Origin of the sequence: Phenylobacterium sp. (genome assembly GCF_013822795.1) — a bacterium.
GTDB lineage: Bacteria > Pseudomonadota > Alphaproteobacteria > Caulobacterales > Caulobacteraceae > Phenylobacterium.
In genome coordinates, this window is record NZ_PNLB01000026.1 from 17,343 (window position 1) to 41,225 (window position 23,883).

At 67.0% G+C, this 23,883-nt stretch carries 23 protein-coding genes; 16 read left to right on the forward strand and 7 right to left on the reverse strand.

Annotation, left to right across the window (positions count from 1 at the left end):
* Window positions 1-2: 2 nt before the first annotated feature.
* The 4 genes from C0481_RS19825 to C0481_RS19840 all read left to right on the forward strand — a co-directional run bounded on the left by C0481_RS19825 (window position 3) and on the right by C0481_RS19840 (window position 1,928).
* Window positions 3-362, forward strand: coding sequence for a DUF6481 family protein (locus C0481_RS19825; protein ID WP_293407096.1), 360 nt, complete (start codon window positions 3-5; stop codon window positions 360-362).
* Between the two features lie 18 nt (window positions 363-380).
* Window positions 381-524: a hypothetical protein gene (locus tag C0481_RS19830; RefSeq protein ID WP_293407099.1), complete on the forward strand. Its 144-nt coding sequence runs from the start codon at window positions 381-383 to the stop codon at window positions 522-524.
* A 3-nt stretch (window positions 525-527) separates the two neighbouring features.
* The gene (locus C0481_RS19835; protein WP_293407102.1) at window positions 528-791 is read left to right on the forward strand and encodes a hypothetical protein; all 264 of its coding nucleotides are present in this window, start codon (window positions 528-530) and stop codon (window positions 789-791) included.
* 111 nt (window positions 792-902) lie between these two features.
* Window positions 903-1,928, forward strand: a complete 1,026-nt coding sequence (locus tag C0481_RS19840) for a DJ-1/PfpI family protein (RefSeq protein ID WP_293407105.1) — start codon at window positions 903-905, stop codon at window positions 1,926-1,928.
* Here the strand turns inward: C0481_RS19840 and C0481_RS19845 are convergent.
* Window positions 1,925-2,824, reverse strand: coding sequence for an MBL fold metallo-hydrolase (locus C0481_RS19845; protein WP_293407108.1), 900 nt, complete (start codon window positions 2,822-2,824; stop codon window positions 1,925-1,927). The two genes, C0481_RS19840 and C0481_RS19845, sit on opposite strands and share 4 nt — an antisense overlap.
* Window positions 2,825-2,889: 65 nt before the next feature.
* On the opposite strand from C0481_RS19845, the gene C0481_RS19850 reads away from it, so the two are divergent.
* On the forward strand, window positions 2,890-3,051 hold the full coding sequence (locus C0481_RS19850) for a hypothetical protein (protein WP_293407111.1): 162 nt from the start codon (window positions 2,890-2,892) through the stop codon (window positions 3,049-3,051).
* A gap of 16 nt (window positions 3,052-3,067) precedes the next feature.
* Here the strand turns inward: C0481_RS19850 and C0481_RS19855 are convergent, their stop codons facing one another.
* The 3 genes from C0481_RS19855 to C0481_RS19865 all read right to left on the reverse strand — a co-directional run bounded on the left by C0481_RS19855 (window position 3,068) and on the right by C0481_RS19865 (window position 4,950).
* The gene (locus C0481_RS19855) at window positions 3,068-3,817 is read right to left on the reverse strand and encodes an SDR family NAD(P)-dependent oxidoreductase (protein WP_293407114.1); all 750 of its coding nucleotides are present in this window, start codon (window positions 3,815-3,817) and stop codon (window positions 3,068-3,070) included.
* Entirely contained in the window at window positions 3,807-4,424 is a 618-nt protein-coding gene (locus tag C0481_RS19860; protein WP_293407117.1) for a TetR/AcrR family transcriptional regulator, read from the reverse strand. Before C0481_RS19860 ends, C0481_RS19855 begins: the two co-directional genes overlap by 11 nt.
* A gap of 115 nt (window positions 4,425-4,539) precedes the next feature.
* Window positions 4,540-4,950 (reverse strand): TIGR01244 family sulfur transferase, encoded by a 411-nt coding sequence (locus tag C0481_RS19865; protein ID WP_293407120.1) that lies wholly within the window; start codon window positions 4,948-4,950, stop codon window positions 4,540-4,542.
* Between the two features lie 104 nt (window positions 4,951-5,054).
* On the opposite strand from C0481_RS19865, the gene oppB reads away from it, so the two are divergent.
* Together oppB and C0481_RS19875 are read left to right on the forward strand one after the other, a co-directional pair.
* The gene (oppB, locus tag C0481_RS19870; RefSeq protein WP_293407123.1) at window positions 5,055-5,978 is read left to right on the forward strand and encodes an oligopeptide ABC transporter permease OppB; all 924 of its coding nucleotides are present in this window, start codon (window positions 5,055-5,057) and stop codon (window positions 5,976-5,978) included.
* 47 nt (window positions 5,979-6,025) lie between these two features.
* The gene (locus tag C0481_RS19875) at window positions 6,026-6,874 is read left to right on the forward strand and encodes an ABC transporter permease subunit (RefSeq protein ID WP_293407126.1); all 849 of its coding nucleotides are present in this window, start codon (window positions 6,026-6,028) and stop codon (window positions 6,872-6,874) included.
* 3 nt (window positions 6,875-6,877) lie between these two features.
* On the opposite strand, the gene C0481_RS19880 is transcribed toward C0481_RS19875, so the two are convergent.
* Entirely contained in the window at window positions 6,878-7,423 is a 546-nt protein-coding gene (locus C0481_RS19880) for a hypothetical protein (protein WP_293407129.1), read from the reverse strand.
* A 9-nt stretch (window positions 7,424-7,432) separates the two neighbouring features.
* Here C0481_RS19880 and C0481_RS19885 point away from each other — a divergent pair, with 9 nt between their 5' ends.
* The 3 genes from C0481_RS19885 (at window position 7,433) to C0481_RS19895 (ending at window position 13,535) form a co-directional block, all read left to right on the forward strand.
* A complete protein-coding gene (locus C0481_RS19885) occupies window positions 7,433-9,109 on the forward strand; it encodes a peptide ABC transporter substrate-binding protein (protein WP_293407132.1) in 1,677 nt (558 codons plus the stop codon).
* Between the two features lie 223 nt (window positions 9,110-9,332).
* Complete coding sequence (locus C0481_RS19890) at window positions 9,333-12,308, forward strand: TonB-dependent receptor (protein ID WP_293407135.1); 2,976 nt, start codon at window positions 9,333-9,335, stop codon at window positions 12,306-12,308.
* A 189-nt stretch (window positions 12,309-12,497) separates the two neighbouring features.
* On the forward strand, window positions 12,498-13,535 hold the full coding sequence (locus C0481_RS19895) for an aspartyl protease family protein (RefSeq protein ID WP_293407138.1): 1,038 nt from the start codon (window positions 12,498-12,500) through the stop codon (window positions 13,533-13,535).
* Between the two features lie 4 nt (window positions 13,536-13,539).
* Here the strand turns inward: C0481_RS19895 and sppA are convergent, their stop codons facing one another.
* The gene (gene sppA / locus C0481_RS19900; protein WP_293407141.1) at window positions 13,540-15,315 is read right to left on the reverse strand and encodes a signal peptide peptidase SppA; all 1,776 of its coding nucleotides are present in this window, start codon (window positions 15,313-15,315) and stop codon (window positions 13,540-13,542) included.
* A gap of 235 nt (window positions 15,316-15,550) precedes the next feature.
* Here sppA and C0481_RS19905 point away from each other — a divergent pair, with 235 nt between their 5' ends.
* The 5 genes from C0481_RS19905 (at window position 15,551) to C0481_RS19925 (ending at window position 22,043) form a co-directional block, all read left to right on the forward strand.
* Window positions 15,551-17,335 carry a CIA30 family protein gene (locus C0481_RS19905; RefSeq protein ID WP_293407144.1) on the forward strand — a complete coding sequence of 595 codons (1,785 nt, stop codon included), beginning with the start codon at window positions 15,551-15,553 and terminating at the stop codon, window positions 17,333-17,335.
* Window positions 17,336-17,645: 310 nt separating this feature from the next.
* Window positions 17,646-20,678, forward strand: a complete 3,033-nt coding sequence (locus C0481_RS19910) for a TonB-dependent receptor (protein ID WP_293407147.1) — start codon at window positions 17,646-17,648, stop codon at window positions 20,676-20,678.
* A gap of 204 nt (window positions 20,679-20,882) precedes the next feature.
* Window positions 20,883-21,104, forward strand: coding sequence for a hypothetical protein (locus C0481_RS19915; protein ID WP_293407150.1), 222 nt, complete (start codon window positions 20,883-20,885; stop codon window positions 21,102-21,104).
* Complete coding sequence (locus C0481_RS19920) at window positions 21,091-21,447, forward strand: MarR family winged helix-turn-helix transcriptional regulator (RefSeq protein ID WP_293407153.1); 357 nt, start codon at window positions 21,091-21,093, stop codon at window positions 21,445-21,447. Before C0481_RS19915 ends, C0481_RS19920 begins: the two co-directional genes overlap by 14 nt.
* 128 nt (window positions 21,448-21,575) lie before the next feature.
* Window positions 21,576-22,043: an Lrp/AsnC family transcriptional regulator gene (locus C0481_RS19925; RefSeq protein ID WP_293407156.1), complete on the forward strand. Its 468-nt coding sequence runs from the start codon at window positions 21,576-21,578 to the stop codon at window positions 22,041-22,043.
* Here C0481_RS19925 and C0481_RS19930 read toward each other — a convergent pair.
* Window positions 22,040-22,612: a TetR/AcrR family transcriptional regulator gene (locus C0481_RS19930; protein WP_293407159.1), complete on the reverse strand. Its 573-nt coding sequence runs from the start codon at window positions 22,610-22,612 to the stop codon at window positions 22,040-22,042. The two genes, C0481_RS19925 and C0481_RS19930, sit on opposite strands and share 4 nt — an antisense overlap.
* Window positions 22,613-22,721: 109 nt before the next feature.
* Between C0481_RS19930 and C0481_RS19935 the strand changes: the two genes are divergently transcribed.
* Window positions 22,722-23,870, forward strand: coding sequence for an efflux RND transporter periplasmic adaptor subunit (locus tag C0481_RS19935; protein WP_293407162.1), 1,149 nt, complete (start codon window positions 22,722-22,724; stop codon window positions 23,868-23,870).
* Window positions 23,871-23,883: the final 13 nt, after the last annotated feature.

A 23,883-nucleotide genomic window follows, 5' to 3' on the forward strand; every position in this document is an offset into this window, starting at 1 on the left:
AAATGAACGAAACCCAACGCACAGAATTCGCCGAGCGCCTGAAGACGGCGGCCGACGCGCGCAGCGCGCTCCTCGCCAAGCTTCGGCCCAAGCCGACGGTCACCGCCGCCCAGACCCCCGACCGCAGCGCCCGGCGCGCCGCTGAGCTGGAACAGGTCCGCGCTGCCCGCCGCCAGGCCAAGGCCGACAAGCAGCTGGCCGCCGCAGAGGCGCAGGAAGCCGCACGTCAGGCCGACGAGGCCGCCGCCGCCGCCTCGCTCGACGCCAAGCGGGGCGAACGCAAGGAGCGCAAGGCGCTCACCAAGGCCGAGCAGAAGGCCAAGCGCGACCTGCGCTACGCCGCCCGCAAGGCCCGTCAGTAGTTACCCACAGGAGCGCCGATGGCGAGGAAGCCGAATTATCAGTTTGAGCGCATGGAGCGCGAGCGCCTGAAGGCGAGCAAGACCGCGGCCAAGGCCGCTGAAAAGCGCGAAGAGCGCGAACGCGCGCGGGCGTCGACCGCCCCGCCCGAAGAGGACAAATAGCCCATGTCGACCACCAGCGTCGTTTACAGCCATGAGACGGTCAGCCTCGACGGACAGGTGTTCTCCGACTGCGAGTTCCTCAAGTCCCGCTTGATCTACGCCGGCGGCGAGCCGCCGATCTTCGAACACTGCCGCTTCCAGGACTGCGAGTGGCGGTTTGACGGCCCAGCCGGCAACACGCTCGCCTACCTCAAGAACCTGTGGGGCGCGGGCGAAAAGGCCTCGGTCCAGGCCGCCATCAAGGAAATCACCGGCGTCGCGCGCTGACGCGCCGCCTGCGCTCCAATCGGCGATTGGCGGAAAACGTGGGAAATGCGTCATTTCCGCCATGACGCCGGGCCGCTAGCCTTCGATCATCTGCCCAATAGGAGGTCGCAGATGCGTCGCTTGGTGGCTTCGATCCTGGCTCTTGTCACGCTCCTCTTCGCCGGAGCCGCCGCCGCCAGACCCTATGTTGTGGTGCTGGCCGATGCGCGTGGGACAGTCGCTACCGACCTCCTGGCGCCCTACGCGATCCTGGCCGAGAGCGGCGCGGTCGACGTGGCCGTCGCTTCTGCGACCTCTGCGCCTGTTCGTCTGACGCCCGGTGTCGCCTGGGTGTCGCCGCAGGCGACGTTGACCCAGCTATCCCGCAGCGGGCGGCGTCCCGACGTGATCATCGTACCGGCCATGAGCATCGAGGACGATCCTGCCCGGTCGGCCTGGCTGCGCCGTCAGGTTGAGGGCGGCGCCCGGGTCATGTCGATCTGCAACGGCGCCAAGGTGTTGGCCGCGGCCGGTCTGCTCGACGGGCGCCAGGCGGTGATCCACTGGTACAGCCGCAAGCCGATGCGAAAGGCCTATCCGCGGACGACCTGGCGCGAAGATCTGCGCTGGGTGAGCGACGGTCCGGTCACCACGACGGCGGGCATCAGCGCGGGAGAGCCGGCGACTCTGCACCTGCTCGGCGAATTGGCTGGCAAGGCTGTGATGCGGGAGACCGCCGAGCGGCTGCAACTGCCGATGCCGCAGGCGGGGCATAACGGACAGGACTATCGGCTGACCTTGCCCGGCATGACCACCGTCGTGCTCAACCGGCTGGCCTTCTGGCGGCGCGAGACGGTCGCCGTGCCGCTCGCCGAAAACCTCGACGAACTCGCCTTCGGCACGGCCCTCGACGCCTGGTCGCGCACCTATCGCTCCCGGGCCTGGGCCAGCGGCCCGCCGACGGTCCGCACGCGACATGGCCTCCTCGTCTATCGCAGTGCTGAGACGCCTGCCCGCTTCGCGCGCGAAGTGGTCCTGCAGCGCCCCGACGTGATGACCAACACTTTCAGGGAGATCGCCACGGCCTACGGCGTCTCGACCGCCCGCTTCGTCGCCCTGCAGTTCGAGCACCCTGCCGGCGCGGTCGATCGGTCCTAGCCCGCCAGCCGATAGTCGCTGTCCAGTCCGGGATCGCGGTCGTCTGAGACGACCACGCCCCGGCGGGTCAGGTCGATCATGTGGCCGAGCACCGAGCGCGCCGCCGCCGGCCATAGTCGCTTGTCGACCTCGGCGTACAGCACCGGCACCATCTCTTTGATCTTGCCGTGGCCCTCGCCGACCGCCTTCAGCACCTGCGCTTCGCGGGCGCGGCGGTGGGCGATGTAGGCCTCGATGAACGGGCGGACCTCGCGCACCGGCGGACCATGGGTCGGCCACAGAACGTCGAAGTTGCGATCCTTCACCAGATCCAGGCTTTCCATGTAGGCGGTCATGTCGCCGTCCGGCGGCGACACCACCGTCGTCGACCAGCCCATGATGTGGTCGCCCGAGAACAGCGCGTTCTCTTCCTTCAGGGCAAAACAGATGTGGTTCGACGTGTGGCCGGGGGTGGCGATCGCCTCCAGCGACCAACCTGGTCCCGTAAACACCGCCCCGCCGCCGCAGATGTCGATGTCCGGCGTGAAGCTGAGGTCGTGGCCCGCCTCGGTGATCACCGTCGAGTCGCCGGCCTTGGCGCCCACCGCGCAGCCATAGATCTTCGCGCCGGTCTTCTCCTGCAGCGGCCGGGCCAGCGGGGAGTGGTCGGAGTGGTGGTGGGTCACCAGGATGTGGGTGACGGTCTCGCCCTCCAGCGCCGCCATCAGCGCATCGAGATGTTCGGGCAGGTCGGGGCCAGGGTCGATCACCGCGACCTCGCCCTTGCCGACGATGAAGGTGCCCGTACCCAGATAGGTGAACGGTCCGGGATTGTTGGCCACCACCCGGCGGATCAGCGGCGAGACCTGGTCGCAGGCGCCGTACTCGAACTGAATCTCACGAACATAAGGGATCATCGAAAAGTCCTTGGGCGGCGCCCGTCTTGCTGCTGCGGCCTCGAACTTGGGATGCGAGGTCGGTCATGGTGACGGACACGGCGATTTATGTATCAAAACGGCTTCAGAGGGTGGCCTTCGCGCTGCTCTGTCTCTTCGCGGCCCAACTGGTGCTGGCCGTCGCGAGTTGCGAACCGGAGCAGGTAGCCATGGGCGCCGCCCGGGTGCAACTCGATCCGGGGCGATAGACGTCCGCGTGCGGTTCTAACCGCGGCGCATCATCCGCTCGCCGAGGCCCGGCGCGACACGCATCAGGATCGGCAACAGCTTGGCGCGGTCGACATAGACCTCGTCGCGGTCGCGCTTGATGGCGGCGATCACCTCGCTGGCGGCCTGGGCGGGGCTGATCTTCCCGGAGCCGCGGCCGGCGGTCATGTCGGTGTCCACCAGCGCCATCACCGCTTCCATCACCCGCACGTTGGGGGCGCCGTCTTCGCATTGATAGCGCAACGCCTTGGTGAAGGTCCGCACCGCCGACTTGGTCGCGCAGTAGACGGGCGAGGAGGTCTTCGGGGCCAGCGCCAGGCCGCTGGTGACGTTGACGATCATGGCCGACGGCTGGCGGCGCAGATGGGGCAGCAGGCCCGTGGAGACCGCCACCACGGCCTCGAAATTGAGCGCGATCTCTTCCTGCAGGGCAGGGCGCAGCGCCGACGGATCCTCGACAAGGAAGTCGGTCAGGGTCTGCACGCCGGCATTGTTGACCACGACCGACAGCGTCGGGTGGCGGCCTGGCAAGTCCCGGATGAACGCGTCGGTCGCCTGCGGGTCGGACAGGTCCAGCGCCCAGCAGCTGATCTGGCCAGGCCCGGCCAACTGCAGTCGCGCCAGGCTGGCGCGGTCGCGCCCAACCGCCACGACATGCGCCCCCTCGGCGACGAACTGCTTGGTGAGTTGAAGGCCGATGCCGCGGGCGCCGCCCGTGACCAGGACCGTCCTGCCGTTAAGCTGCATCGCACTTCGCCTTGGCTGCAGGGCCGAGCAGCAGGTCGACCAGCGCCCGCGCATCGGCTGGATCGGGCGGGACCTGCCGCACCAGAAGTTGGAAGAACGGGGCCCCCAGCAGCAGGTCCAACATCAGCCAGACATCGGCGTCGGCGGCGACCAGCCCCTGCCGGCGGGCTTCCTCGACGAGCGGGCGCAGGGCTCCGTGGTCGCGGGCGCCGGCCAGGATCATCGCCATCGCCGCCGAGAGTTCCGGTTCGTGGGCCGCATGCGAGATCACCGCGCGGATCGCGCCGCCCAGAGGTCCTTCGGACAGCGCCTGCATCTTGGCGGCCAGCGCCTGTGCCAGATCCTCGCGCACGTCGCCGGTCAGGGCCGGCGCCGCGTGGGCTTCGCGCAGGCCCTGCTGGATCGCTTCGGCGACCAGGGCGACCTTGCTCGGCCACCGGCGATAGACGGTCGCCTTGCTCGCCCGCGCCGCCGCCGCGACGTCGGCGGTGCTGGTTCCGGCATAGCCCTGCGCTGCAAGCAACCGCAGCGTTGCGGTCAAAATCGCCGCCGTGGCGTCGTCGTCGCGCGGTCGGCCGGGTCTTTGGATCGCTATATCGGTACTCATGGGTACCATGTGGCGACAGGATATGGGTACCGTCAAGTACCCATCGCGGCGCGACAATCACTCGGACGGCGATCAGGGCCCGCTCCCGTCACCGGGCGCGGGCCGACATTTGCGTCTAGCGGGGGAAGGCGCCCGAGAGGTCGTAGCCGGCCTGGGCGCCGAGCTCGACGAGTTCGTCGGCCGAACGCTCGTCGGCCTGGAATTGGCCCAGCGACCAGGTGACGATCGAGCGGGTGCCTGAGCGGCAGAAAGCCAGCACCGGGCCGCCGGCGGCCTCGACGGCGCGATGGTTGGCTTCGATCTGGTCGGGGGTCGGACCGCCGCGCACCGGAATGTGGATGTAGTCCAGGCCGGCGGCGCGCGCGGCGGCCTCGATCTCGGCGCTGCTCGGCTGGCTCGGGTCCTCGCCGTCCGGGCGGTTGTTGATCACCAACTTGAAGCCCTGGGCCGCGGCGTTCGCCAGGTCGGTGGTCGAGATCTGCGGGGCGACCGAGAGTTGGTCGGTGACGCGTCGGAAGTCAGTCATCTGCAATACCGGTAGGAGGGGAGGGGCGATCGTTTGACATCATCGGGGGGCGGTGAAAGTTTCGCAACGCCCGGCCGACCATCGGCCGTCACCTTGAGCCCCTGATGTTCCGCTTCATCGGCCGCCGCCTGCTGGTGGCCATCCCGACCCTGTTTCTGGTGGTGACCGTCGCGTTTTTCATGATGCGCGCCGCCCCGGGCAGCCCGTTTGACATGGACCGCAAGCTCTCGCCCGAGATCGAGCGGAACGTGATGGCCAAGTACGGCATGGATAAGCCGCTGCACGAGCAGTACTTCAACTATCTCCGCGACGTGACCCACGGCGATTTCGGACCGTCGCTGAAGTACAAGGACAAGTCCGTCCTCCAGATCCTCAAGGAGAACTACAAGGTCAGCCTGACGCTCGGCCTGTCGGCGATCATCCTGGCCAGCGTGGTCGGCGTGACCCTGGGGGTGCTGGCGGCGCTGCGGCAGAACCAGCTCATCGACTATGGGGTCATGGCGGTGGCCATCATCGGGGTCTGCATCCCGACGTTCGTCACGGCGCCGCTGCTCGTGCTGATATTCGGATCGAAACTGCAGCTTCTGCCTTCTGGGGGTTGGAACGGCGGGGCGCTGGCAAACCTGATATTGCCGGTAGCGGTGCTGGCGCTGCCGCAGATCGCGATCATCTCGCGGCTGACCCGGGCTGGCATGATCGAGGTGCTGCGCTCGAACTACATCCGCACCGCCCGCGCTAAAGGCTTGCCGGAACACAGGATTGTCGGAAAGCACGCCCTGCGCGCGGCGATCCTGCCGCTGGTCAGCTATCTCGGCCCGGCCTGCGCCGGCCTGCTGACCGGCAGCTTGGTGGTGGAAAAGATCTTTAACCTGCCGGGACTGGGCAAGTTCTTCGTCATTTCAGCGCTCCAGCGCGACTACACCGTGGTGATGGGGATGGTGATCTTCTACGCCGCCCTGATCCTCGTCCTGAACCTGATCGCCGACCTGCTCTATGCGGCGCTTGATCCCCGCGTGAGGCTTTCTTGATCTTGGCTCCCGGTTCGCGCGCCGGCGCGCAAGTCATGGAAAAGGCTGTGAAAGGTCGCAGCCTTTGGGACGACGCACGGCGTCGGTTGTTCCGCAATGGGGCGGCGGTCAGCGGGATGGCGGTGCTGGCGGTGCTGGTGCTGGTGGCGATCGTCGGGCCGCACCTGACGCCGTTCAGCTACGACCAGATCAACAAGGATGACGTCTGGGCGCCGCCGCTCACCGCCGGCCACCTGCTGGGCGCCGACTCTCTGGGCCGCGACCTGCTGGCCAGACTTCTTATGGGGCTTAGGGTTTCTCTGGCCATCGGGTTGGTGGCGACGCTGGTCTCGCTGGTGATCGGCATCGCCTGGGGCGCCGTCGCCGGCTATGTCGGCGGGGCGCTCGACGAGATCATGATGCGCGTCGTCGACGTGCTCTACTCGCTGCCGTTCATCTTCTTCGTGATCCTGCTGATGGTGACCTTCGGGTCGAACATCATCCTGATCTTCATCGCCATCGGCGCGGTGGAGTGGCTGACCATGAGCCGCATCGTCCGGGGCCAGACGCTCGGCTTGAAACATAAGGAGTTCGTGGAGGCGGCGCGGGCCGCGGGCCTGAGTCAGGGCGGCATCATCTCGCGCCACATCATCCCCAACCTGCTGGGGCCGGTGGTGGTCTATGTGACGCTGACGATACCTGCCGTTATCCTGGCCGAGAGCTTCCTCAGCTTCCTGGGGCTGGGGGTCCAGCCGCCGATGGCGTCGCTCGGCACGCTGATCGCGGGCGGGGCGCAGGACATGGAGCTCGCGCCCTGGCTGCTGATCTTCCCCGCCCTGACCATGGTCGTCACGCTGATGAGCTTCAACTTCATCGGCGACGGCCTTCGGGACGCGATCGACCCGAAGGACCGCTGAGCCCTAGCGCAGTCGCTTGGCGCGGGCGCCGGACTGGCCATCGAAGCTGATGAAGTAGCCGCCGACCGCGCCCTTGCGCACCTCGACCTTGCTGCCCTTCTTCGGCTGCCGGCCAAGGTCGGCGGCGTCGTAGTACTGCCAGACCGCGCCGCTGGTCAGTTCGAACACCCACTTGCCGTCGCCGCCGCGATAGGCGCGCTCGACGGTGTCCTCGATGCGGTTGGCTTCTTCGGGCGTCGCCTCAGCCTTGTTGAACATGTCCAGGGTCGGCAGGCTGAGGCCGAAGGCCTGCTTGCGCGCGGCCTTGGCCTGTTCGCGATCGACGACAACGATGTCGCCCTTCTTCTCGGCGGTGTCGATGGCGCCGGCGGCGGCGTCGTAGCAGGCCAGGCGCTCGGTCGGGTCGGTCTTGGTCTTGCAGTCCAGCAGCGATTGGAGGACGGCTGCGCGCCCCTCAGGCTTGGCTTGGGCGGCGGCCTGGCCCGCGGCGGCGAGGGCGGCCAGCAGGGCGATGGCGGTCAGCTTTGAGCGCGTGGGAAAGTATGTCATCCGTGACCCATGGTTTCGACGTCCCGCATTGATAGGGCGCTCCGGGCGCTCGGCAATACGCTGATCCTGGCTACTGCAGCCTTTTCCATCGCCGCCTGCGCGCCCAAGGGCCCCTCGCGACCGCCGTGCCCGGCGGGCCAGGTCTGCATCCAGGCGGGCAACGTCTCCGAGCCGGTGACGCTGGATCCGCACAAGTCCACCGGGACCTGGGAAGACCGGATCATCTCCAACCTGCTGATCGGGCTGACGGACTCTGACGAAAAGGGCGAGGCGGTTCCCGGCATGGCCGAGCGCTGGGAGACCACCCCCGACGGGCTGGTCTGGACCTTCTACCTGCGCGACGCGAACTGGTCGGACGGCGTCCCGGTGACGGCGGACGACTTTGTCTTCTCCCTGCGCCGCATCCTGCTGCCCGAGACGGCTTCGGAGTACGCCTCGGTTCTCTACCTGATCAAGAACGCCCAGGCGGTGAACGAGGGCAAGGCCCCCAAGGAAGCCCTCGGCGTACGCGCGCTTTCGCCGAAGGTGCTTGAGATCACGCTCAACCATCCGGCTCCGTACCTGCCCGAACTCGCCAAGCACCACACCATGTCGCCTCTGCCCAAGCACCTGCTCGACAAGGTCGGCGAGGCGTGGGTGCAGCCGGGAAACTATCTGTCGAACGGCCCCTATATCGTCACCGACTGGAAGCTCGGCGACTATGTGCGGCTGGTGAAAAACCCGCGCTTCTATGAGGCGTCCAAGGTCTGCGTCGACCAGATCTACCTTTACCCGACTCCGGACGCGGCGATGGCCGAGCGGCGGGTCGCCCGCGGCGAACTGGACATGAACGCCGACATTCAATCGAACCGCATCGCCTTCCTGCGCGAGACCATGCCCGGCTACGTGCGCACCCACACCTTCCTGGGCGTGACCTATCTGGCCTTCAACTCGAACGTTCCGGCGTTCAAGGACAAGCGCGTGCGCCAGGCCCTGGCCATGTCGATCGACCGCGACTTCATCACCGAAAAGCTGCTGCGCGGCGGGCAGAAGGCGGCCTACACCTTCGTCCCGCCGGGCGTCGCCGAGTACCAGCCGGCGCAGCCGCCGGCCTGGGCCGCCTGGCCGCTCGAGAAGCGCCAGGCCGAGGCTCGCCGCCTGCTGGCGGCGGCCGGCTATGGGCCCCAGAAAGCGCTGCGCATCGAGATCAAGCACCGCAACACGCCTGATCCAATGTTGTTCATGCCGGCCATCCAGGCCGACTGGAAAGAAATCGGGGTCGATGCGCGGCTGGTCCAGAACGAGGCCCAGATTGCCTATGCGGCCTTCCGCTCGCGCGACTTCGACGTCGCCGACGCCGCCTGGATCGCCGACTACAACGACGCCATGAGTTTCCTCTACCTGCAGCAGTCGGCCACTGGCCCGCAAAATTATGGCGACTATCGCAACCCGGCCTATGACGCGCTGCTGGCCAAGGCCGACGCCGAAGTCGATTCCAAGGTTCGCGCCGGCTATCTCGCCCAGGCCGAGGCGCTGATGCTCGATGACGCGCCGGTTGCGCCTATCTACTTCTACGTGAATAAGAATCTGGTCTCGCCGAAGGTCACCGGCTTTGTCGACAACCTCGTCGATCAGCATCGGGCGCGTTACTGGTGTGTCGCGAAAGGCACGCCCGCACCGACGAATTCCGTTACGTCAAAAGGGTGAAATCGTGCGCGACGGCCCAGCTAGGGCACAATCTGTGACCAGAATGCGACAGGTTGGCGTCCACAACATTGCGGCCACCTAATCTGCGTTGACCCTCCCGCTGTAAGCCCCGTAACTCCAAGGTAACCGGGTTCGAATTCGAATCCGGGACCGAACCTTTTGTGGGGAGCGGGCATCGCCGCCGTCTCGGTGGGCGAACCGCTGGAGGATCTAGACCTTGAAAATGACTACGCAACGTGGACGCCTGCTGGCGTCGTCGATGATTTGCGGAATCGTCGCTCTCGGCGCCGGCCAAGCGGTCGCCCAAGACGCGGAAGTTTCCGAAATCGTCGTCACCGGCTCGCGCATTCCGCAGCCGAACCTGAGCAGCGTGAGCCCGGTCCAGGTGGTCGGCTCGCAGGAAGTCACCCTGGGCGGCCGTCCGGTCACCGCGGACTTCCTGAACCAACTGCCGCAAATCTCGCAGAACGCCGCGACCGGCCTGTCGTCGACCTCGAACCCGCTGTCGGGTCCGGGCGGCGTGGCCACCATCGACCTGCGCGGTCTGGGCCAAACCCGCACCCTGGTGCTGGTCGACGGCCGTCGCCTGGGCATCGGCGACCCGAACACCGGCAACCCGAACCCCTCGCCCGACATCAACCAGATCCCGAGCCAGCTGATCGACCGCGTCGACGTGCTGACCGGCGGCGCCTCGGCGACCTACGGTTCGGACGCCATCGCCGGCGTCGTGAACTTCGTGATGAAGCGCGACTTCGAAGGCCTGCAGATCGACGGCAACTGGGGCGTCTATCAGCACAGCCAGCACAACGAGTTCGTGCAGAGCCTGCTGGGCCCGCGCCAAGTCGCCAAGCCGAAGGACGACACCTGGGACGGCGCTTCGCGTGACCTGAGCATCATCTACGGCGCCAACACCGAAGACGGTCGCGGCAACGTCACCGCCTACTTCACCTATCACGACCAAGAGCCGGTCACCCAAGGCAAGCGCGACTGGTCGGCCTGTCAGGTGGTCGCCAGCGCTTCGGGCGTCGCCAGCTGCGCCGGTTCGCCGAACTCGAACCAGTGGTTCCGCGCTGACGGCACCGGCGGCCAGCTCGCCGTCGTCGGCAACGAGTTCCGGCCGTACAACGCGAACGCGACGACGACCCCGCCGCCGCTGTTCAACTCGAACGAGTACTCGTACCTGATGCAGCAAAGCACCCGCTACACCGCGGGCTTCTTCGCCAAGTACGACGTGAACGATAACTTCAAGCTGTACTCCGACTTCACGTTCATGAACGACCGCACGAACGTGCAGATCGCGCCGACCGGCCTGTTCCAAGGCAGCGGCCCGTCTGAGACGAGCGGCTTCCTGGTCAACTGTAACAACCCGTTCATGAGCGCCCAGCAACAAGGCGCTATCGGCTGTACCCCGGGCATGATCACCGCTGGCGACAGCGTCGACATGTACATCGGTCGCCGGAACATCGAAGGCGGCGGCCGCGTCGGCTTCTACGAGCACCAGAACTATCGCGTCGTTCTGGGTTCGCGCGGCGAGATCGCTGGTCCCTGGACCTACGACCTGTACGGTTCGTACTACTACACCAGCCTGTACCAAGCCTCGCAGAACTACCTCTCGATCTCGAAGATCCAGAACGCCCTTCAGGTCGTCCAAGGCCCGAACGGCCCGGTCTGTATCTCGGGCGGCGACTGCGTCCCGTACAACATCTTCCGCGACGGCGGCGTGACCAACGAGGCCCTGTCCTACCTGGCCGTCAACGGCACCTCGCGCGGTGCGGTCAGCCAACGGGTCGTTGAAGGCACCATCACTGGCGACCTGGGCGAATACGGCGTGAAGTCGCCGTGGGCCAACGACAGCGTGGCGGTCAACTTCGGCTTCCAGAACCGTCGTGAGCACCTGGAATACGCCCCTGACGTCGCTCAGCTGAGCGGCGACCTGTCGGGCGCCGGCGGCGCTTCGGTGACCATCGACGAAAGCATCGCCGTCACCGAAGGCTTCGGCGAAGCTCGTATCCCGCTGATCCAAGACATGGCCTGGGCCAAGGACGTCGTCCTCGACGTCGGCTACCGCTACTCGGATTACTCGACCGGCATCACCGCTGACACCTACAAGGTGGCTCTGCAGTGGGCGCCGACCGACGACATCCGGTTCCGCACCTCGTACAACCAAGCGATCCGCGCGCCGAACCTGCTTGAGCTGTACACCCCGCAGTCGGTGACCAACACCAGCCAGGTGTCGTCCGACCCCTGCGCCCAAGCGGCCCCGTCTCCGGCGAGCCTCGCGGCCTGCCTGAACACCGGCATCACCGCGGCGCAGTACGGCAACATCCCGCAGTGCCCCTCGGGTCAGTGCTCGGTGCTGACCGGCGGTAACCCGGAGCTGAAGTCGGAAGAAGCCAAGACCTTCTCGATCGGCTTCACCCTGACCCCGACGTTCCTGACCGGCCTGACCGCCAGCCTGGATTACTTCACGATCGACCTGGAAGGCACGATCGGGAACATCCCGCTGGGCGTGATCATGCAGCGCTGCCTTGAGACCGGCGACGACGCGTTCTGCTCGCAGATCGTTCGTAACCCGGTCAACGGCGCTCTGTTCGGTGACGACGTGGCCGCCGGCGGCTACATCAACGGCGCCAACGTCAACATCGGTTCGGGCACCACCTCGGGCGTCGACGTTCAGGTCAACTACAACCTGCCGATGGAGATGGTCGGTCTGGAAGAGTACGGCCGCGTGTCGGTCGCTCTGAACGGCGCCTACCTGATCGAGACCACCACGATCCCGCTGCCGGGTGAGAAGGAATACGACTGCGCCGGCCTGTTCGGTCCGCAGTGCCAGACCGTGTACCCGAAGTGGCGTCACCAGCTGCGGATGAACTGGACCACTCCGTGGGACATGACGTTCTCGGCCGCTTGGCGCTACATCGGCGAAGTGAAGCTGGAAACCGACACCCAAGAGCCGACCATCGGCACGGGTTCGCAGAACGCGTTCAACCACACCCTGCCGGCTCGCAGCTACCTCGACCTGTCGGGCGTGTGGAACGTCAACGACACCTTCACGGTGCGCGCTGGTGTGAACAACATCCTCGACCAAGACCCGCCGCTGGTGAACTCGCGTATCGCCGGCACCGGTCTGCCGAACACCTACCCGACCTACGATCTGCTGGGTCGCAAGCTGTTCATCGGCTTCACGGCCAACTTCTAAGACGCATTCCCGCAAGGGGAGGCGAAGGGCGGCGGAGAAATCCGCCGCCCTTTTTCTTTGCCCGCGCGTCGGTCGCTGCGGCGGCGCGGTTGAGCGCGACGGCCCTGGACAGGGGCGCTGCCCTGCCCACACCCTCCAAGCAGAGATCGATGTCCGAGCAGGGCAGCGGATACGTGCGGGAGGATAGCGGTGCAGTCTTTCGACAGGCGGACGGTCGGGCTGGGCCTGTTGGCGCTTTCCGGCTGCGCGACGCCGTTGCAGTCGCCGCCGGTCATGATCAACATGGCCGGCGCCGCGCCGCCGCCCGGAGCAGGGGGCGACGATGGCGCGGCCCTGACGACGGACGCCGACATGGCTGGGCGAGTGACCGCTCCGGTGCGGATCAACGGGCAGGGGCCATTCGACTTCGTCGTCGACACCGGCGCCAACCGCACCGTCATCACCCGGGAATTGGCCGCCAAGCTGGGCCTGCCTGACGCCGGGCCGGCCGACGTGCACGGCGTCGCCGGAGTCGAGCCGTCCAACACCGTCACTATCGACTTGCTGGAGGTCGACGCTGTCGCCACCCGTGCGATCCGTGCGCCTACGCTCGGCCGCGAACGCCTCGGCGCCGACGGCCTGCTGGGCGTCGATGTGTTGCGCGGCCGGCGCGTGACCATCGATTTCCTGAATAACGAGTTCCGGATCACCCCGTCGCGCGGGCCGGGATCGCAGCCCACCCGCGTCGGGCTGAGCGCTGCGGCGGCCAGTCGCCTGCCGAGCCAGGACGCGGTGTCGTCACGTCAGGTGGTCGTGCCTGCACGCTACCGGTTCGGACAACTGATCATCGTCGGCGCGGATGTGGCGGGGCGGCCTGTGACCGCGTTTTTGGATTCCGGCTCGCAGAGCACGGTGGGTAACGAAGCCCTGCACAAGCTGGTCATCGGGACGGCGGAGTTACGGGCGCCGCGCTATGTGGTGCCGGTGCTGAGCGCCACCGGGCAGACCGCCCAGGGCGAACTGGCGGTGCTGCCGCTGCTGCGGATCGGCGGGCTGGACATCACACGGCTGACCACGGTGTTCGCCGACCTGCACGTCTTCGACATCTGGGACCTGAAGGCCAAGCCCAGCCTGCTGATCGGCGCGGACGCCATGCGCCAGTTCGACGCCATCACCCTAGATTACGGGCGCCGGCAGGTGATCTTCACCCTGCCGGCGAGCAACATGCGGCGGCGGCCGACGACCTGACCGCTTACTTCACCGGCGTCGGAGACAGGACCATCGCGCCCGAGCTGCGCATCCGTTCCTGGGCCATCTCGTCAAGCAGCCCCTGGGCGCGCGGATCGCCGAAGATCCAGGCGGCCGCCGCCAGGGTGCGAGCCGAATTCGCCGAGACGCCGAGGGCGCCTTCAAGGGCCTCGAACGGCGAGACCTGGGTGGTCATGCGCTTCAGGCGCACGTCGCCCTGCAGGCCCGCCAGGGCCTTGGCCTTGTCCACCGCCTGGTAGAAGCCGCCGACCTCGTCGACGAGGCCGATCTCCCGGGCTTGGGCGCCCGTCCAGACGCGGCCCTTGGCGATCTCGCGCACTCGCTCGGGCGGCAGCTTGCGGCCTTCGGCCACGCGGTCGACGAAGTTGGCGTAGATGCGGTCCATCCAGCCGGAGAAGGCTGCGCGCTGGGCCTGGTTCATCTCGCCGCCGACCCCAAAGGCGCCAGCGTACTCGCCGCCAACCCCGACCTGGCGAACGTCGATCCCATAGCGTTCCAGAGCCGGGCCGAGGGCGAACTTGCCGCCGAACACCCCGATCGAGCCGGTCAGGGTCGAGGGGTGCGCGACGATCGCCGAGGCCTCGCTGGACACCCAGTAGCCTCCCGAGGCCGCGTAGGTCCCCATCGACACCACGACCGGCTTCTTTGCAGCCTTGGCCGCCCGAACGGCGGCGAGGATCTGCTCGGATGCGGTGTCGGAGCCGCCGGGCGAGGAGACGCGGAAGACGATGGCCTTCACGTCCTTGTCCTCAATGGCGTCGTAGAGCGCCTCGGCGATGTCGTCCGAATGCATGGCGGAGGACGAGGAGAACGGATTGGCCGAACCATCGTGGCCGGTGACGATCGCGCCTTCGCCCTCGACGATGGCGATGGCCGGACCCGGGCGCGGCACGCGTTCACGGGTGGAGCGCATGTACTTCTCGAACTCGACCAGCTCGGCGCCCTTGCCGGCCTTGGCCAGAACGGCGGTCTCGGCGTCCTTCACCTGGCCGACCTTGTCGATCAACTTCAGCTTCAGTGCGTCCTCGGCGATGTAGGGGCCAGCCTCAAGGTTCGTGCGCAGGACCTGCGGCGTCTGCTTGCGGTCGGTGGCGGCGTTGACCAGGGTCGAGCCGTAGACTGAGCCCATCCAGGAGAGTTGAGCCTCGCGGTGCGGCGCCGTGTAGTCGCTGTAGAGGTACGGGTTGACCGCGTTCTTGAACTCGTAGCGCTGCTCGTAGTCGGCCTTGACGCCGTACTTGTCGAAGAAGCGCTTGAAGAAGACGTCCTCGGTGGCCAGGCCGGTCGCCTGCAGCGAGGCGCCGGGCTGCATCCAGAACTCGTCAGCAGCCGCGCCCAGCATGTAGGTCGAGGTGATCACGCCCGAGGGATAGAGCCCCTGGCTGTGGGCGATCACCGGCTTGCCGGAGGCGCGGAACTTCTTCAGCGCCAGGCGGATCTCGTCGGCGGCGGCGGGGGGCATGCCGCCTTCCGGCAGGCGCACCAGCACCGCCTTGACCTTGCCGTCCTTGCCGGCCCGATCGAGCGTCTCGATCACCGACATGACTGACATCGAGCGACGCCCGATCGAAGCGAAGGGGTTGACCGGGTCCTGGTCCGTCAGCGGGTCGCGCAGGTCGAGGGCGAGCACGGTGTGGGCCGGCGTCGGCGCCGGCTTGGCGGCCCCGGCGGCCATGACGATAAGCAGGAACGGAACGCCGATCAGGAACAGCACCAAGCCCGCGAAGACGCCGGCCATGGTGAGAAGGAATTGCTTCATTGGGAGGTCGCCAAGGAGGGAGGTGTTCGCCGCCCAGGCTACATGCGCACGCGTTGCGTTCAAATGAAGACGTTGTCAGGACTTGGTACACCTGCTCTGCCGCGAGGTAACGGGCAAATTCATCCCTCGGAACGGCGATATGAATCGCTTTCTTGCCGACCCAAGCCTAACTGGACGCATTCGGGGAACGGGCAAGCTCGCTCCGTCAGTTCAGTAACGAGTACCGGGGGTGCAGGTGAGCGTGGTTCGGAACGGTTGGCGTTCGGTCGGTCTGGCGACCGTCGGCGGGATCTTGGCGTTCGCTGGCGCGGCTCAGGCGCAGGGCCGCCCGGTGGCGATCATCGGCGCGACGGTGTTTGACGCGACGGGCGCGGCCCCGCACCTGGCCAATGTCGTGATCAAGGACGGCCGTATCGCCGAGGTCGGGCCAGGCGTGAAGGCGCCGCGCGGCGCTGTGGTGATCGACGCCAAGGGCAAGGCGCTGCTGCCGGGCTTCTTCGACGTTCATACCCATTGGACGCCGGCCGGTGATCCGCGGATCTCGCCGCAGATCGCCAACGCCTACATCGCCGCCGGCGTGACGACGGTGAACGACTTCCATCAGCAGCCGGAGTCGTTCGAGCCGCGCCGCCGCTGGATCGCGTCGATGGCCTCGCCGCACGTGAACTTCGTCGCGCGCATGAGCACGCCGGGCGGCCACGGCGCCGACTGGGCCGACCGCGCGACCACCAAGTGGGTGAACTCGCCCCAGGGCGCGCGCATGGAAGTGAAAGCGCTGGTTCCCTACAAGCCCGACTTCATCAAGGCCTTCGCCGACGGCTGGCGCTATGGCGCGTCGGCCGACAACACCAGCATGGACGAGGGCACGCTGAGCGCCCTGGTCGACGAGGCCCACCGCAACAACCTCAAGGTCCTGACGCATACGGTCACCGTCGACCGTGGGGCGATCGCCGGCCGCGCCAAGGTCGACGTCATCGCCCACAGCCTGCAGGACCGTGAGGTCGACCAGGCCACAATCGACGCGATCAAGGCAGGAGGCACTGCCTATGCGCCGACGCTCGCCGTCTATGACCCGGCCAAGGCCGGCCCCTCGCAGAGCCCCGAGGCCCGCAGCCGCAGCGAGCAGAAGTTCGGCTATGCGCTGCATAACGTGAAGGCGCTGCACGACGCCGGGGTGACCATCGCCCTTGGCACCGACGCGGGCATGACCGGCACGCCGCATGGCGCCTCGACGCTCAAGGAGCTGGAACTGCTGGTCCGCGCGGGGCTGACACCCTCGCAGGCGCTGATCGCCGGCACCGCCAACAGCGCCAAGGTGCTGGGCGAGCTGGACGACCGCGGCACCATCGAGAAGGGCAAGCGCGCCGACATCGTGCTGATCGCCGGCCAGCCCTGGACCAACATCGCCGACGTCTACAAGACCGACCGCGTCTTCGTGGACGGCGTGCAGGTGCACGGCCCGGGAACCAAGCTGCCTGCCGCCAACAGCCTGAAGTCGATGCCGGTGATCAAGGCTAAAGGTCCCTTGATCGACGACTTCGAGAGCGCGCGCTCCAACTACGACACCCTGCGGATGGACGATATGGACGGCGGCATCGACCGCACCATTCAGGTGGCGCAGGTGATCAACCGCACCGCCACCGACCATGCGCTGAGTATCGCTGCGCGGATGTCGGCCAAGGACGACGCCAATGCTGGCGTGATCATCCCGCTCAGCCGCGGCTCGGTCGAACCGGTTGACGTGCGCGCCTACAAGGGCGTGCGCTTTGAACTGCGCGGCGACGGCAAGGCCTATGATCTCGGCGTCAATACGCAGAACGGCCGCTGGATCGCCGAAGTCGCCTCCGGCTCGGAGTGGCGGACGGTTGATGTGCCGTTCAGCGCCCTGAAGCGGACGAGCGGCCGCGGCGCGGGGACTGGCCCCTGGACCGGCGACGACGTTCTGGAGATCACCATCGACGGCGGCCGGCCGGGTGGCGAGAAGATGTGGCTCGAGATCGACAACGTCAGTTTCTACTGAGGATCTGAGTCTCCACTGCGTCTTGGCATCGAGCGCGCGCGTCGGTCTTGCCGTCGCGCGGGTTCTGCTGCGCGTCGCGCCGCCACTTCCTTAAGTCTCCATTCAGTTGAGGTGAGCAGTCGGGCGTCTCGCCTTGGGTCGGTGGCTGCAATGCCACAGACACCGTTATTTCTCGTCGGGTCAAAACGAGAAGGGTGACGTAGCGGCAGCGATCATGTGTTTGTCACGCCGACGTCGTCTTTTGCAGTTTTAGCTGCAAATTGACATAGTACACTTATGGGTTGAGGGGATAATCTCAATGAATTCTCGCATGTCTTGGCGCGACGCCATGCTCGCGACCTCGGCGCTTTGCGCCCTCTCTATCGCGGGTGCGGCCAACGCTCAGACCGCCGACGACACGGTTGAAGAAATCATCGTCGTCGGTTCGCAGATCGAAGGCGCGAAGGTCACGGCGGCTCTCCCCGTCACCGTGGTCGATCAGGCTCAACTCGCGAACGTGGCCGCGACCTCGGGCGACGACCTGTTCCGCTCCATTCCGCAGATGGGTGACGTCAGCTTCAACTCGAGCTACCTGCCGAACTCCAGCAATAGCGCCCGCGGCGACGTCGGTTCGGTGAACCTGCGCAACCTCGGCGTCGGCAACACCCTAGTCCTGCTGAACGGCCGCCGCGTGGTGGCTCACCCGACCAGCCGCGCCGACGAGAACCTGGTGCCGGTGCTGACCTACAACACCAACGCCATTCCGGTGAACGGCTTGAAGCGCCTGGAAGTCCTGCGTGACGGCGCCGCTGCGCTGTACGGCTCGGACGCTGTGGCCGGCGTCGTCAACACCGTGCTGCAGGACGACTTCGACGGCCTGACGGTCGAAGCCCAGTACGGCGCGGCCGAAGGCACGCACCTGCGCGAGGGTGAGTTCAACATCCAGGCTGGCCGCAACTTCCACGAAGGCCGCGGCAACATCAGCCTGTTCGCCAACTATACCAACCGCACGTCGCTGAACGCCTGGGACCAGGACTTCACTTCCTCGTCCGACAAGACGCCGCTGTTCGCGGGCACTTCGTACGCCGGCAACGTGACCCTCGACGACCGCCTGACGGCCTCGCCGTGGGCCAGCCTGACCGCCCTCACGGCCGTCCGTCAGAACGGCGCGCTGCTGACCTCGACGGCCGGCGCGTTCCACATCCAGCCCTCGACCAACTCGGCCTGCGCGGCCCAGCTGGGCGGCGGCATCTGCCTGGCCACCGGCGCGGCGGCCAACTCGGCGACCGGCGCCGACCGCAACCTGCGTTTTGACACCGGCACCTTCAACACTTCGGTCATGCCGGAGCTGGAGCGGGTCAACCTGTTCCTGACCGGCAAGTACGACATCAGCGACGACCTGCGCGCGTTCGGTGAGTTCGGCTACTACACCGCCACCACCCACGCGGTGCAGACCTCGACGACGAACCTCAGCACCCTGCCGATCGCGATCGCCGCGTCGAACTATTACAACCCCTTCGGCGCTGCGGTCCTGCCGAACGGTCAGGCCAACCCGAACCGTCTGCCGGGCCTGAGCGTCGGTCCGGCCGGCGTCGCCGCGACGATGGCCGCCTACAACTTCGTGGACGTGGGCCCGAACCGCGTCGACGTCGAGAACGAGCAATGGCGCTTCCTCGGCGGCCTGAAGGGCGAGAAGTTCGGCTTCAACTGGGAAGGCGCGCTGCTCTATTCGAAGGCCTCGGTCGAGGACACCTCGGACGGCATCAGCGCCACGGCGCTGCAGCGTCAGATGGCTCTGGCCACGCCGGATGCCTACAACCCGTTCAACGGCGGCAGCCTCGACAACCCGAGCATCGGTGACAACCGTCCGAGCTCGCAGGCCGCGATCGACGCCATCCGCGTCAAGACTGTCCGCAAGAACACCAGCTCGCTGGCCATGGCTGACTTCAAGGTTTCGAAGGTCGACCTGTTCCAGGTTCCGGGCGGCGACGTCGGCTTCGCCGCCGGCGTCGAGTATCGTCGTGAAACCCAGAAGGACGACCGTGACGCCCGACTGGACGGCACGATCACCTTCACCAATGCCAACACCGGCGTGACCTACGCCAACGACCTGGTGGGGTCGAGCCCGTCGCCGGACACCAAGGGGTCGCGCAACGTGACCTCGGCCTATCTCGAGTTCGCGATTCCGCTCGTCTCGCCGGAAATGGACATCCCGTTCGTCCATAACCTGGAAGCCCAAGTCGCCGGCCGCTACGAGAGCTTCAGCGACGCTGGCGATGTGGCCAAGCCGAAGGTCGCCATGGCCTGGGACGTCGTCGACGGCCTGCGCTTCCGCGGTTCGTGGGCTCAAGGCTTCAAGGCCCCGAACCTCGAACAGGTCAACGCCACCCTGGTGACGCGTTCGAACAACCGTCGCGACTGGTATCGCTGCGAAGCCGACGTCCGCGCCGGCCGCCTCAGCAACCTGCAGGCCTGCTCCGCGCCGGCCACCGCCGAGCGGCGTTCGGGCAACCCGGAACTGAAGCCGGAAGAGTCGGAGACCTGGGGCGTCGGCGTGGTCTATGAGCCGCGCTTCATTCCGGAGGACTTCGGCCGCTTCACCTTCACCGTCGACTACTGGCGCGTGAAGCAGGACGGTATCGTCGGCCTGTTCGGCGGCGGCAACGCCATCACCGCCGACTACTACGCTCGCCTGAACGGTTCGTCGTTCGCCAACGTGGTTCGCGCTGCGCCGACCGCCGACGACATCGCCGCCTTCGCGGGCACTGGCTTGGCTCCGGTCGGCCAGATCCTTTACATCACCGACCAGTACCAGAACCTGCTGCCGCAAGAGGCGCGCGGCCTGGACATCGGCGTGATGTGGAACCTGCGTGGTACCCAGTACGGCGACTTCAGCGTCAACTTCAACGCCGCCCATCTGATCAAGTTCTACCGCTCGCCCTCGCCGGGCGTGGCCGAGCTCATCGCCGCCCAAGCGGCTGGCGAGATCGACCCGACGATCTTCATCGGCGGCGGCGGCGATCTGGTCCGCCAGGACGGTCGTCCGGAGTGGAAGTGGTCGGCCTCGGCGACCTGGAGCTACGACCAGTGGACCGTCGGCGCCTTCACCCAGTACATCAGCGACGTGGATGACACGCAGCTGCTGGACTCCACTGGCGCGGCCTGGGTGGTCGACTCGCAGCTCACGGCCAACCTCTACGGCCAGTACGAGTTCACTGAAGGCCTGGCGTCGAACACCCGCCTGCGCGTCGGTGTCCGCAACCTGACCGACGAGAAGCCGCCGCTTGCCTCGGACGGCTATCTGGGCGCGCTCTACCAGCCCTACAGCCGCTACTGGTACGTGAGCGTCCGCAAGTCCTTCTAAGGGCGAACGGAAACTCGAAAGACCAAGCGCCGGCCGGTTCCGCGAGGGACCGGCCGGTTTGCTTTTGTGGCCGGTGCGGTATGGCGGCGCCTGCCGCCGATCATCGCCGCGTCGCCGCGCAGGCGAGCGTCATAACGCGCCGAAACCGCGTGCGCCGGAGGTTAGGGATAGGAACAACGAGACAATTGGCTTTGGAGGCGCGCCATGAAGCTGTGGGGCCAGATTTCGATCGAGCTCAATGTCGGCGACTATGTCGAGGCGGCTGAGCACCAACGCCGACTGGAAGCCATTTTGGAGCAGGCGAGGGCGGTCTATCCGGAAGCGACGCTAGCTATGCGCGAGCGGCGTGAGCGGCGGCCGACGCCGGCCGTGCGGGCCCTGCCGGCTAATCTGGCGACGCGAGCCGGCGCCCATGTGGACGGCTGAGCCGATGCGGTCGCGGATCGTGCTCGTCGAGGCCCTGACTCTTTTTCGGAGCTTCAACCCAACCATCACCGTCAACGAGATCGCTGCGTTCCTGCACGCCTGCGATCGTGAAGGCCTGACCATTCAGGAGTTGGCTGAACAAGCGTGCATGACCGAACCAACGGCTTCGCGCAGCATCCGCTCGTTCGGGCCGCCGGGATCCGAGTGGGCCAGAGCGCCGGCATGCGGCCTGGTCGAGGCCTTCTTGAACCCGAACGACGGCCGCAGTCGGGTTCTGCATCTCACACCGGCCGGACGCGCTGTGCGCGATCGACTGGATGCGATCGTCGGACGGTCAGCCTGACCTGCGGCGTCTGCATTCATCAGTGAAATCGTCCTTCGACGCGTGGGCGTCGTCGTTTGTCGCGAACTCCATGACCCATCTGCCGGCGTGCTCCATTCGACGGTCGCCCGCGGCTGGAGGACACGGCGATGGAGATGCAGCTCGACCGGTTGGACCTGCGGATACTGTCGGCCCTGCAGGTGTCGAACCAGACTAGCGCCCATGAGTTGGCCGACAGGGTGCCGCTGTCGCCGTCGGCGATCCAGCGGCGGATCCGCAGCTATCGGAGCAACGGCGTCATCGCCGCCGACATCTCGGTGCTGGACCCGCGACTGGCGGGGGACCACATCTCGGTGATGGTGATGATCCAGCTGGCGCAGCAGGGGCCCGCGCGGGTCGCCGATGTGCGGGCGCGGCTGAGCCGCTCGCCACATGTGCAGGTGGTCATGGAGCTGGCCGGCGCCTACGACCTGATGTGCATCACGGTCTTTGAAAGCATGGACGGATTCAACGCGTTCGTGGACGCCGAGATCGCCGATCACCCGTCGGTGGGGCGCTTCGAGGCGGTGTTCGTGCGCCGACGCGTGAAGTTTGGCGCGGCCATACCGCTGACCTAGGGCTCGATCGCGGCCTGGATGACTTTGGCCAGTCGGCGGCGCAGAGCCGCCTGTCCCTCCACGTCGAGGTCGTGGTCGTCGGTGATGGCGCGGGAGATCGCCACGCCCATGATCAGGTCGCCGGCCAGGCGGGCTCGGACATCGGCCTCGGGGCCGCCCAGATAGGCCGCGAAGGGATCGTGGAACCAGGTCCGCATGGAGCGTCGCAGCGGCTCGGCGGCGGCTGGCGACGACGCCGATCGCAGCATGATCAAGAGGTGATCGAGACCGTCCTGGCGGTCGGGATCGTCCATGAGCTTGTCGGCGACGCGCTCGCCGAACTGGCTCAGTTCGCCCTGAAAGAGTTCCGTAGCGTCAGGTCCGCAGTTCAGGACCTCGACGAAGAGCTCTTCCTTGGAGCCGAAATAGCGAGAAACCAGCGCCGCGTCGACGCGGGCGTCGGCGGCGATCTCGCGGAGGCTCGCGCCGTCATAACCCTCTTTGGCGAAACGACTTTTCGCCGCGTCGAGGATCGCTTGTCTTGTCGCCGCCGCGTTGCGCGCGCGCACCGGCGCCACATTTTCGGCCATTTTCGCCGTTCGCTCCCTTGTTGTCATCGGCTGTTGACATATGTAGGCCCTGTCGATGTAAAAGTCATCAACCGTTGACTTGGGCGCTCCCCCGCCCGTGGGATAAATCATGCGTAAGTTTTTCGCGCCGTTCGTCGCAACGGCCGCCGCTGCATTGGTTCTGGCCGGATGCGGCAAGCCTGAAGGTCCGCCGCAGATGCCGGCGCCGGAGGTTTCCGTCGCCACGCCGCTGCGGCAATCGGTCGTTGATTGGGACGATTTCACCGGACGCTTCGAAGCGCCCGAGCGCGTCGACGTGCGCGCCCGCACCAGCGGCTACCTGCAAGCCGCCCATTTCCGCGAAGGCCAATTCGTCAACAAGGGCCAGCTGCTGTTCACGCTGGACCCGCGTCCGGCCGAAGCCCAGCTCGCCGCCGCGCGCGCCCAGGCCAAGCTGGCTGCAGCGGATCTTGCTCGCGCCGAGACCCTGCTGAAGGTCCAGGCCATCAGCCGCGAAGAGTACGACAACAAGCGCGCCGCCAGCGAAGTCGCCCAGGCGACGGTCCAGGCGCGGGCATTGGACCTCGAGTTCACCCGCGTCACTGCGCCGACCTCGGGCGTCGTCTCGGATCGCCGCGTCGATCCGGGCAACGTGATCTCGGGCGGCGGGGCCGGCGCGGACGTGCTGACCACCATCGTCTCCACCACGCCGATCCACTTCCTGTTCGACGCCTCCGAGGCCCAGCTGCTCAAGGACCAGCGCGCGACGGGCAAGGGCGGCAAGGTGCAGATCCGCCTGCAGGACGAGGCCGACTACCGCTGGACCGGCCAGATCGACTTCACCGACAACAGCATCGACGGCGCGTCCGGCGCCATCCGGATGCGCGCCGTGGTCCCCAACCCGAACGGCTTCCTGAAGCCGGGCATGTTCGCCAAGGCCAAGGTCGAAGGCGGCCAGGCCTATGACGCGTTGCTGGTGCCGGAAGCCGCCATCGTCGCCGACGGCGCCCGCAAGGCGGTCAACGTCGTGGCGGCCGACGGCTCGGTGACCCTGAAGCCGGTCGAGCTTGGCCCGACCACGCAGGGCCTGCGGGTCATCCGCAGCGGCATCAAGCCGGACGACAAGGTCATCGTGAACGGCGGCGTGCGCCTGATGGGGCCGAACATGAAGGTCAAGGCCAAGGTCGTGACCATCGAGCCCAAGAAGGCCGCTGCCCAGGCCGCGTCCACTGTCACCATTCCCGTGGCCTCGAGCGCCACGCCGGTCGGCGCCCGCTAAGGGCCCGATCCAG

Bases quoted from the DNA above. Each gene is read 5' to 3' on its own strand.
- C0481_RS19910 (WP_293407147.1), top strand. From the start codon at position 17,646: ATGTCTTGGCGCGACGCCATGCTCGCGACCTCGGCGCTTTGCGCCCTC.
- C0481_RS19890 (WP_293407135.1), top strand. From the start codon at position 9,333: ATGACTACGCAACGTGGACGCCTGCTGGCGTCGTCGATGATTTGCGGA.
- C0481_RS19920 (WP_293407153.1), top strand. From the start codon at position 21,091: ATGTGGACGGCTGAGCCGATGCGGTCGCGGATCGTGCTCGTCGAGGCC.
- C0481_RS19915 (WP_293407150.1), top strand. From the start codon at position 20,883: ATGAAGCTGTGGGGCCAGATTTCGATCGAGCTCAATGTCGGCGACTAT.
- C0481_RS19825 (WP_293407096.1), top strand. From the start codon at position 3: ATGAACGAAACCCAACGCACAGAATTCGCCGAGCGCCTGAAGACGGCG.
- C0481_RS19930 (WP_293407159.1), bottom strand. From the start codon at position 22,612: ATGGCCGAAAATGTGGCGCCGGTGCGCGCGCGCAACGCGGCGGCGACA.
- sppA (WP_293407141.1), bottom strand. From the start codon at position 15,315: ATGAAGCAATTCCTTCTCACCATGGCCGGCGTCTTCGCGGGCTTGGTG.
- C0481_RS19860 (WP_293407117.1), bottom strand. From the start codon at position 4,424: ATGAGTACCGATATAGCGATCCAAAGACCCGGCCGACCGCGCGACGAC.
- C0481_RS19880 (WP_293407129.1), bottom strand. From the start codon at position 7,423: ATGACATACTTTCCCACGCGCTCAAAGCTGACCGCCATCGCCCTGCTG.
- C0481_RS19885 (WP_293407132.1), top strand. From the start codon at position 7,433: ATGGTTTCGACGTCCCGCATTGATAGGGCGCTCCGGGCGCTCGGCAAT.
- oppB (WP_293407123.1), top strand. From the start codon at position 5,055: ATGTTCCGCTTCATCGGCCGCCGCCTGCTGGTGGCCATCCCGACCCTG.
- C0481_RS19840 (WP_293407105.1), top strand. From the start codon at position 903: ATGCGTCGCTTGGTGGCTTCGATCCTGGCTCTTGTCACGCTCCTCTTC.
- C0481_RS19845 (WP_293407108.1), bottom strand. From the start codon at position 2,824: ATGATCCCTTATGTTCGTGAGATTCAGTTCGAGTACGGCGCCTGCGAC.
- C0481_RS19865 (WP_293407120.1), bottom strand. From the start codon at position 4,950: ATGACTGACTTCCGACGCGTCACCGACCAACTCTCGGTCGCCCCGCAG.
- C0481_RS19925 (WP_293407156.1), top strand. From the start codon at position 21,576: ATGGAGATGCAGCTCGACCGGTTGGACCTGCGGATACTGTCGGCCCTG.
- C0481_RS19835 (WP_293407102.1), top strand. From the start codon at position 528: ATGTCGACCACCAGCGTCGTTTACAGCCATGAGACGGTCAGCCTCGAC.
- C0481_RS19830 (WP_293407099.1), top strand. From the start codon at position 381: ATGGCGAGGAAGCCGAATTATCAGTTTGAGCGCATGGAGCGCGAGCGC.
- C0481_RS19850 (WP_293407111.1), top strand. From the start codon at position 2,890: ATGGTGACGGACACGGCGATTTATGTATCAAAACGGCTTCAGAGGGTG.
- C0481_RS19935 (WP_293407162.1), top strand. From the start codon at position 22,722: ATGCGTAAGTTTTTCGCGCCGTTCGTCGCAACGGCCGCCGCTGCATTG.
- C0481_RS19855 (WP_293407114.1), bottom strand. From the start codon at position 3,817: ATGCAGCTTAACGGCAGGACGGTCCTGGTCACGGGCGGCGCCCGCGGC.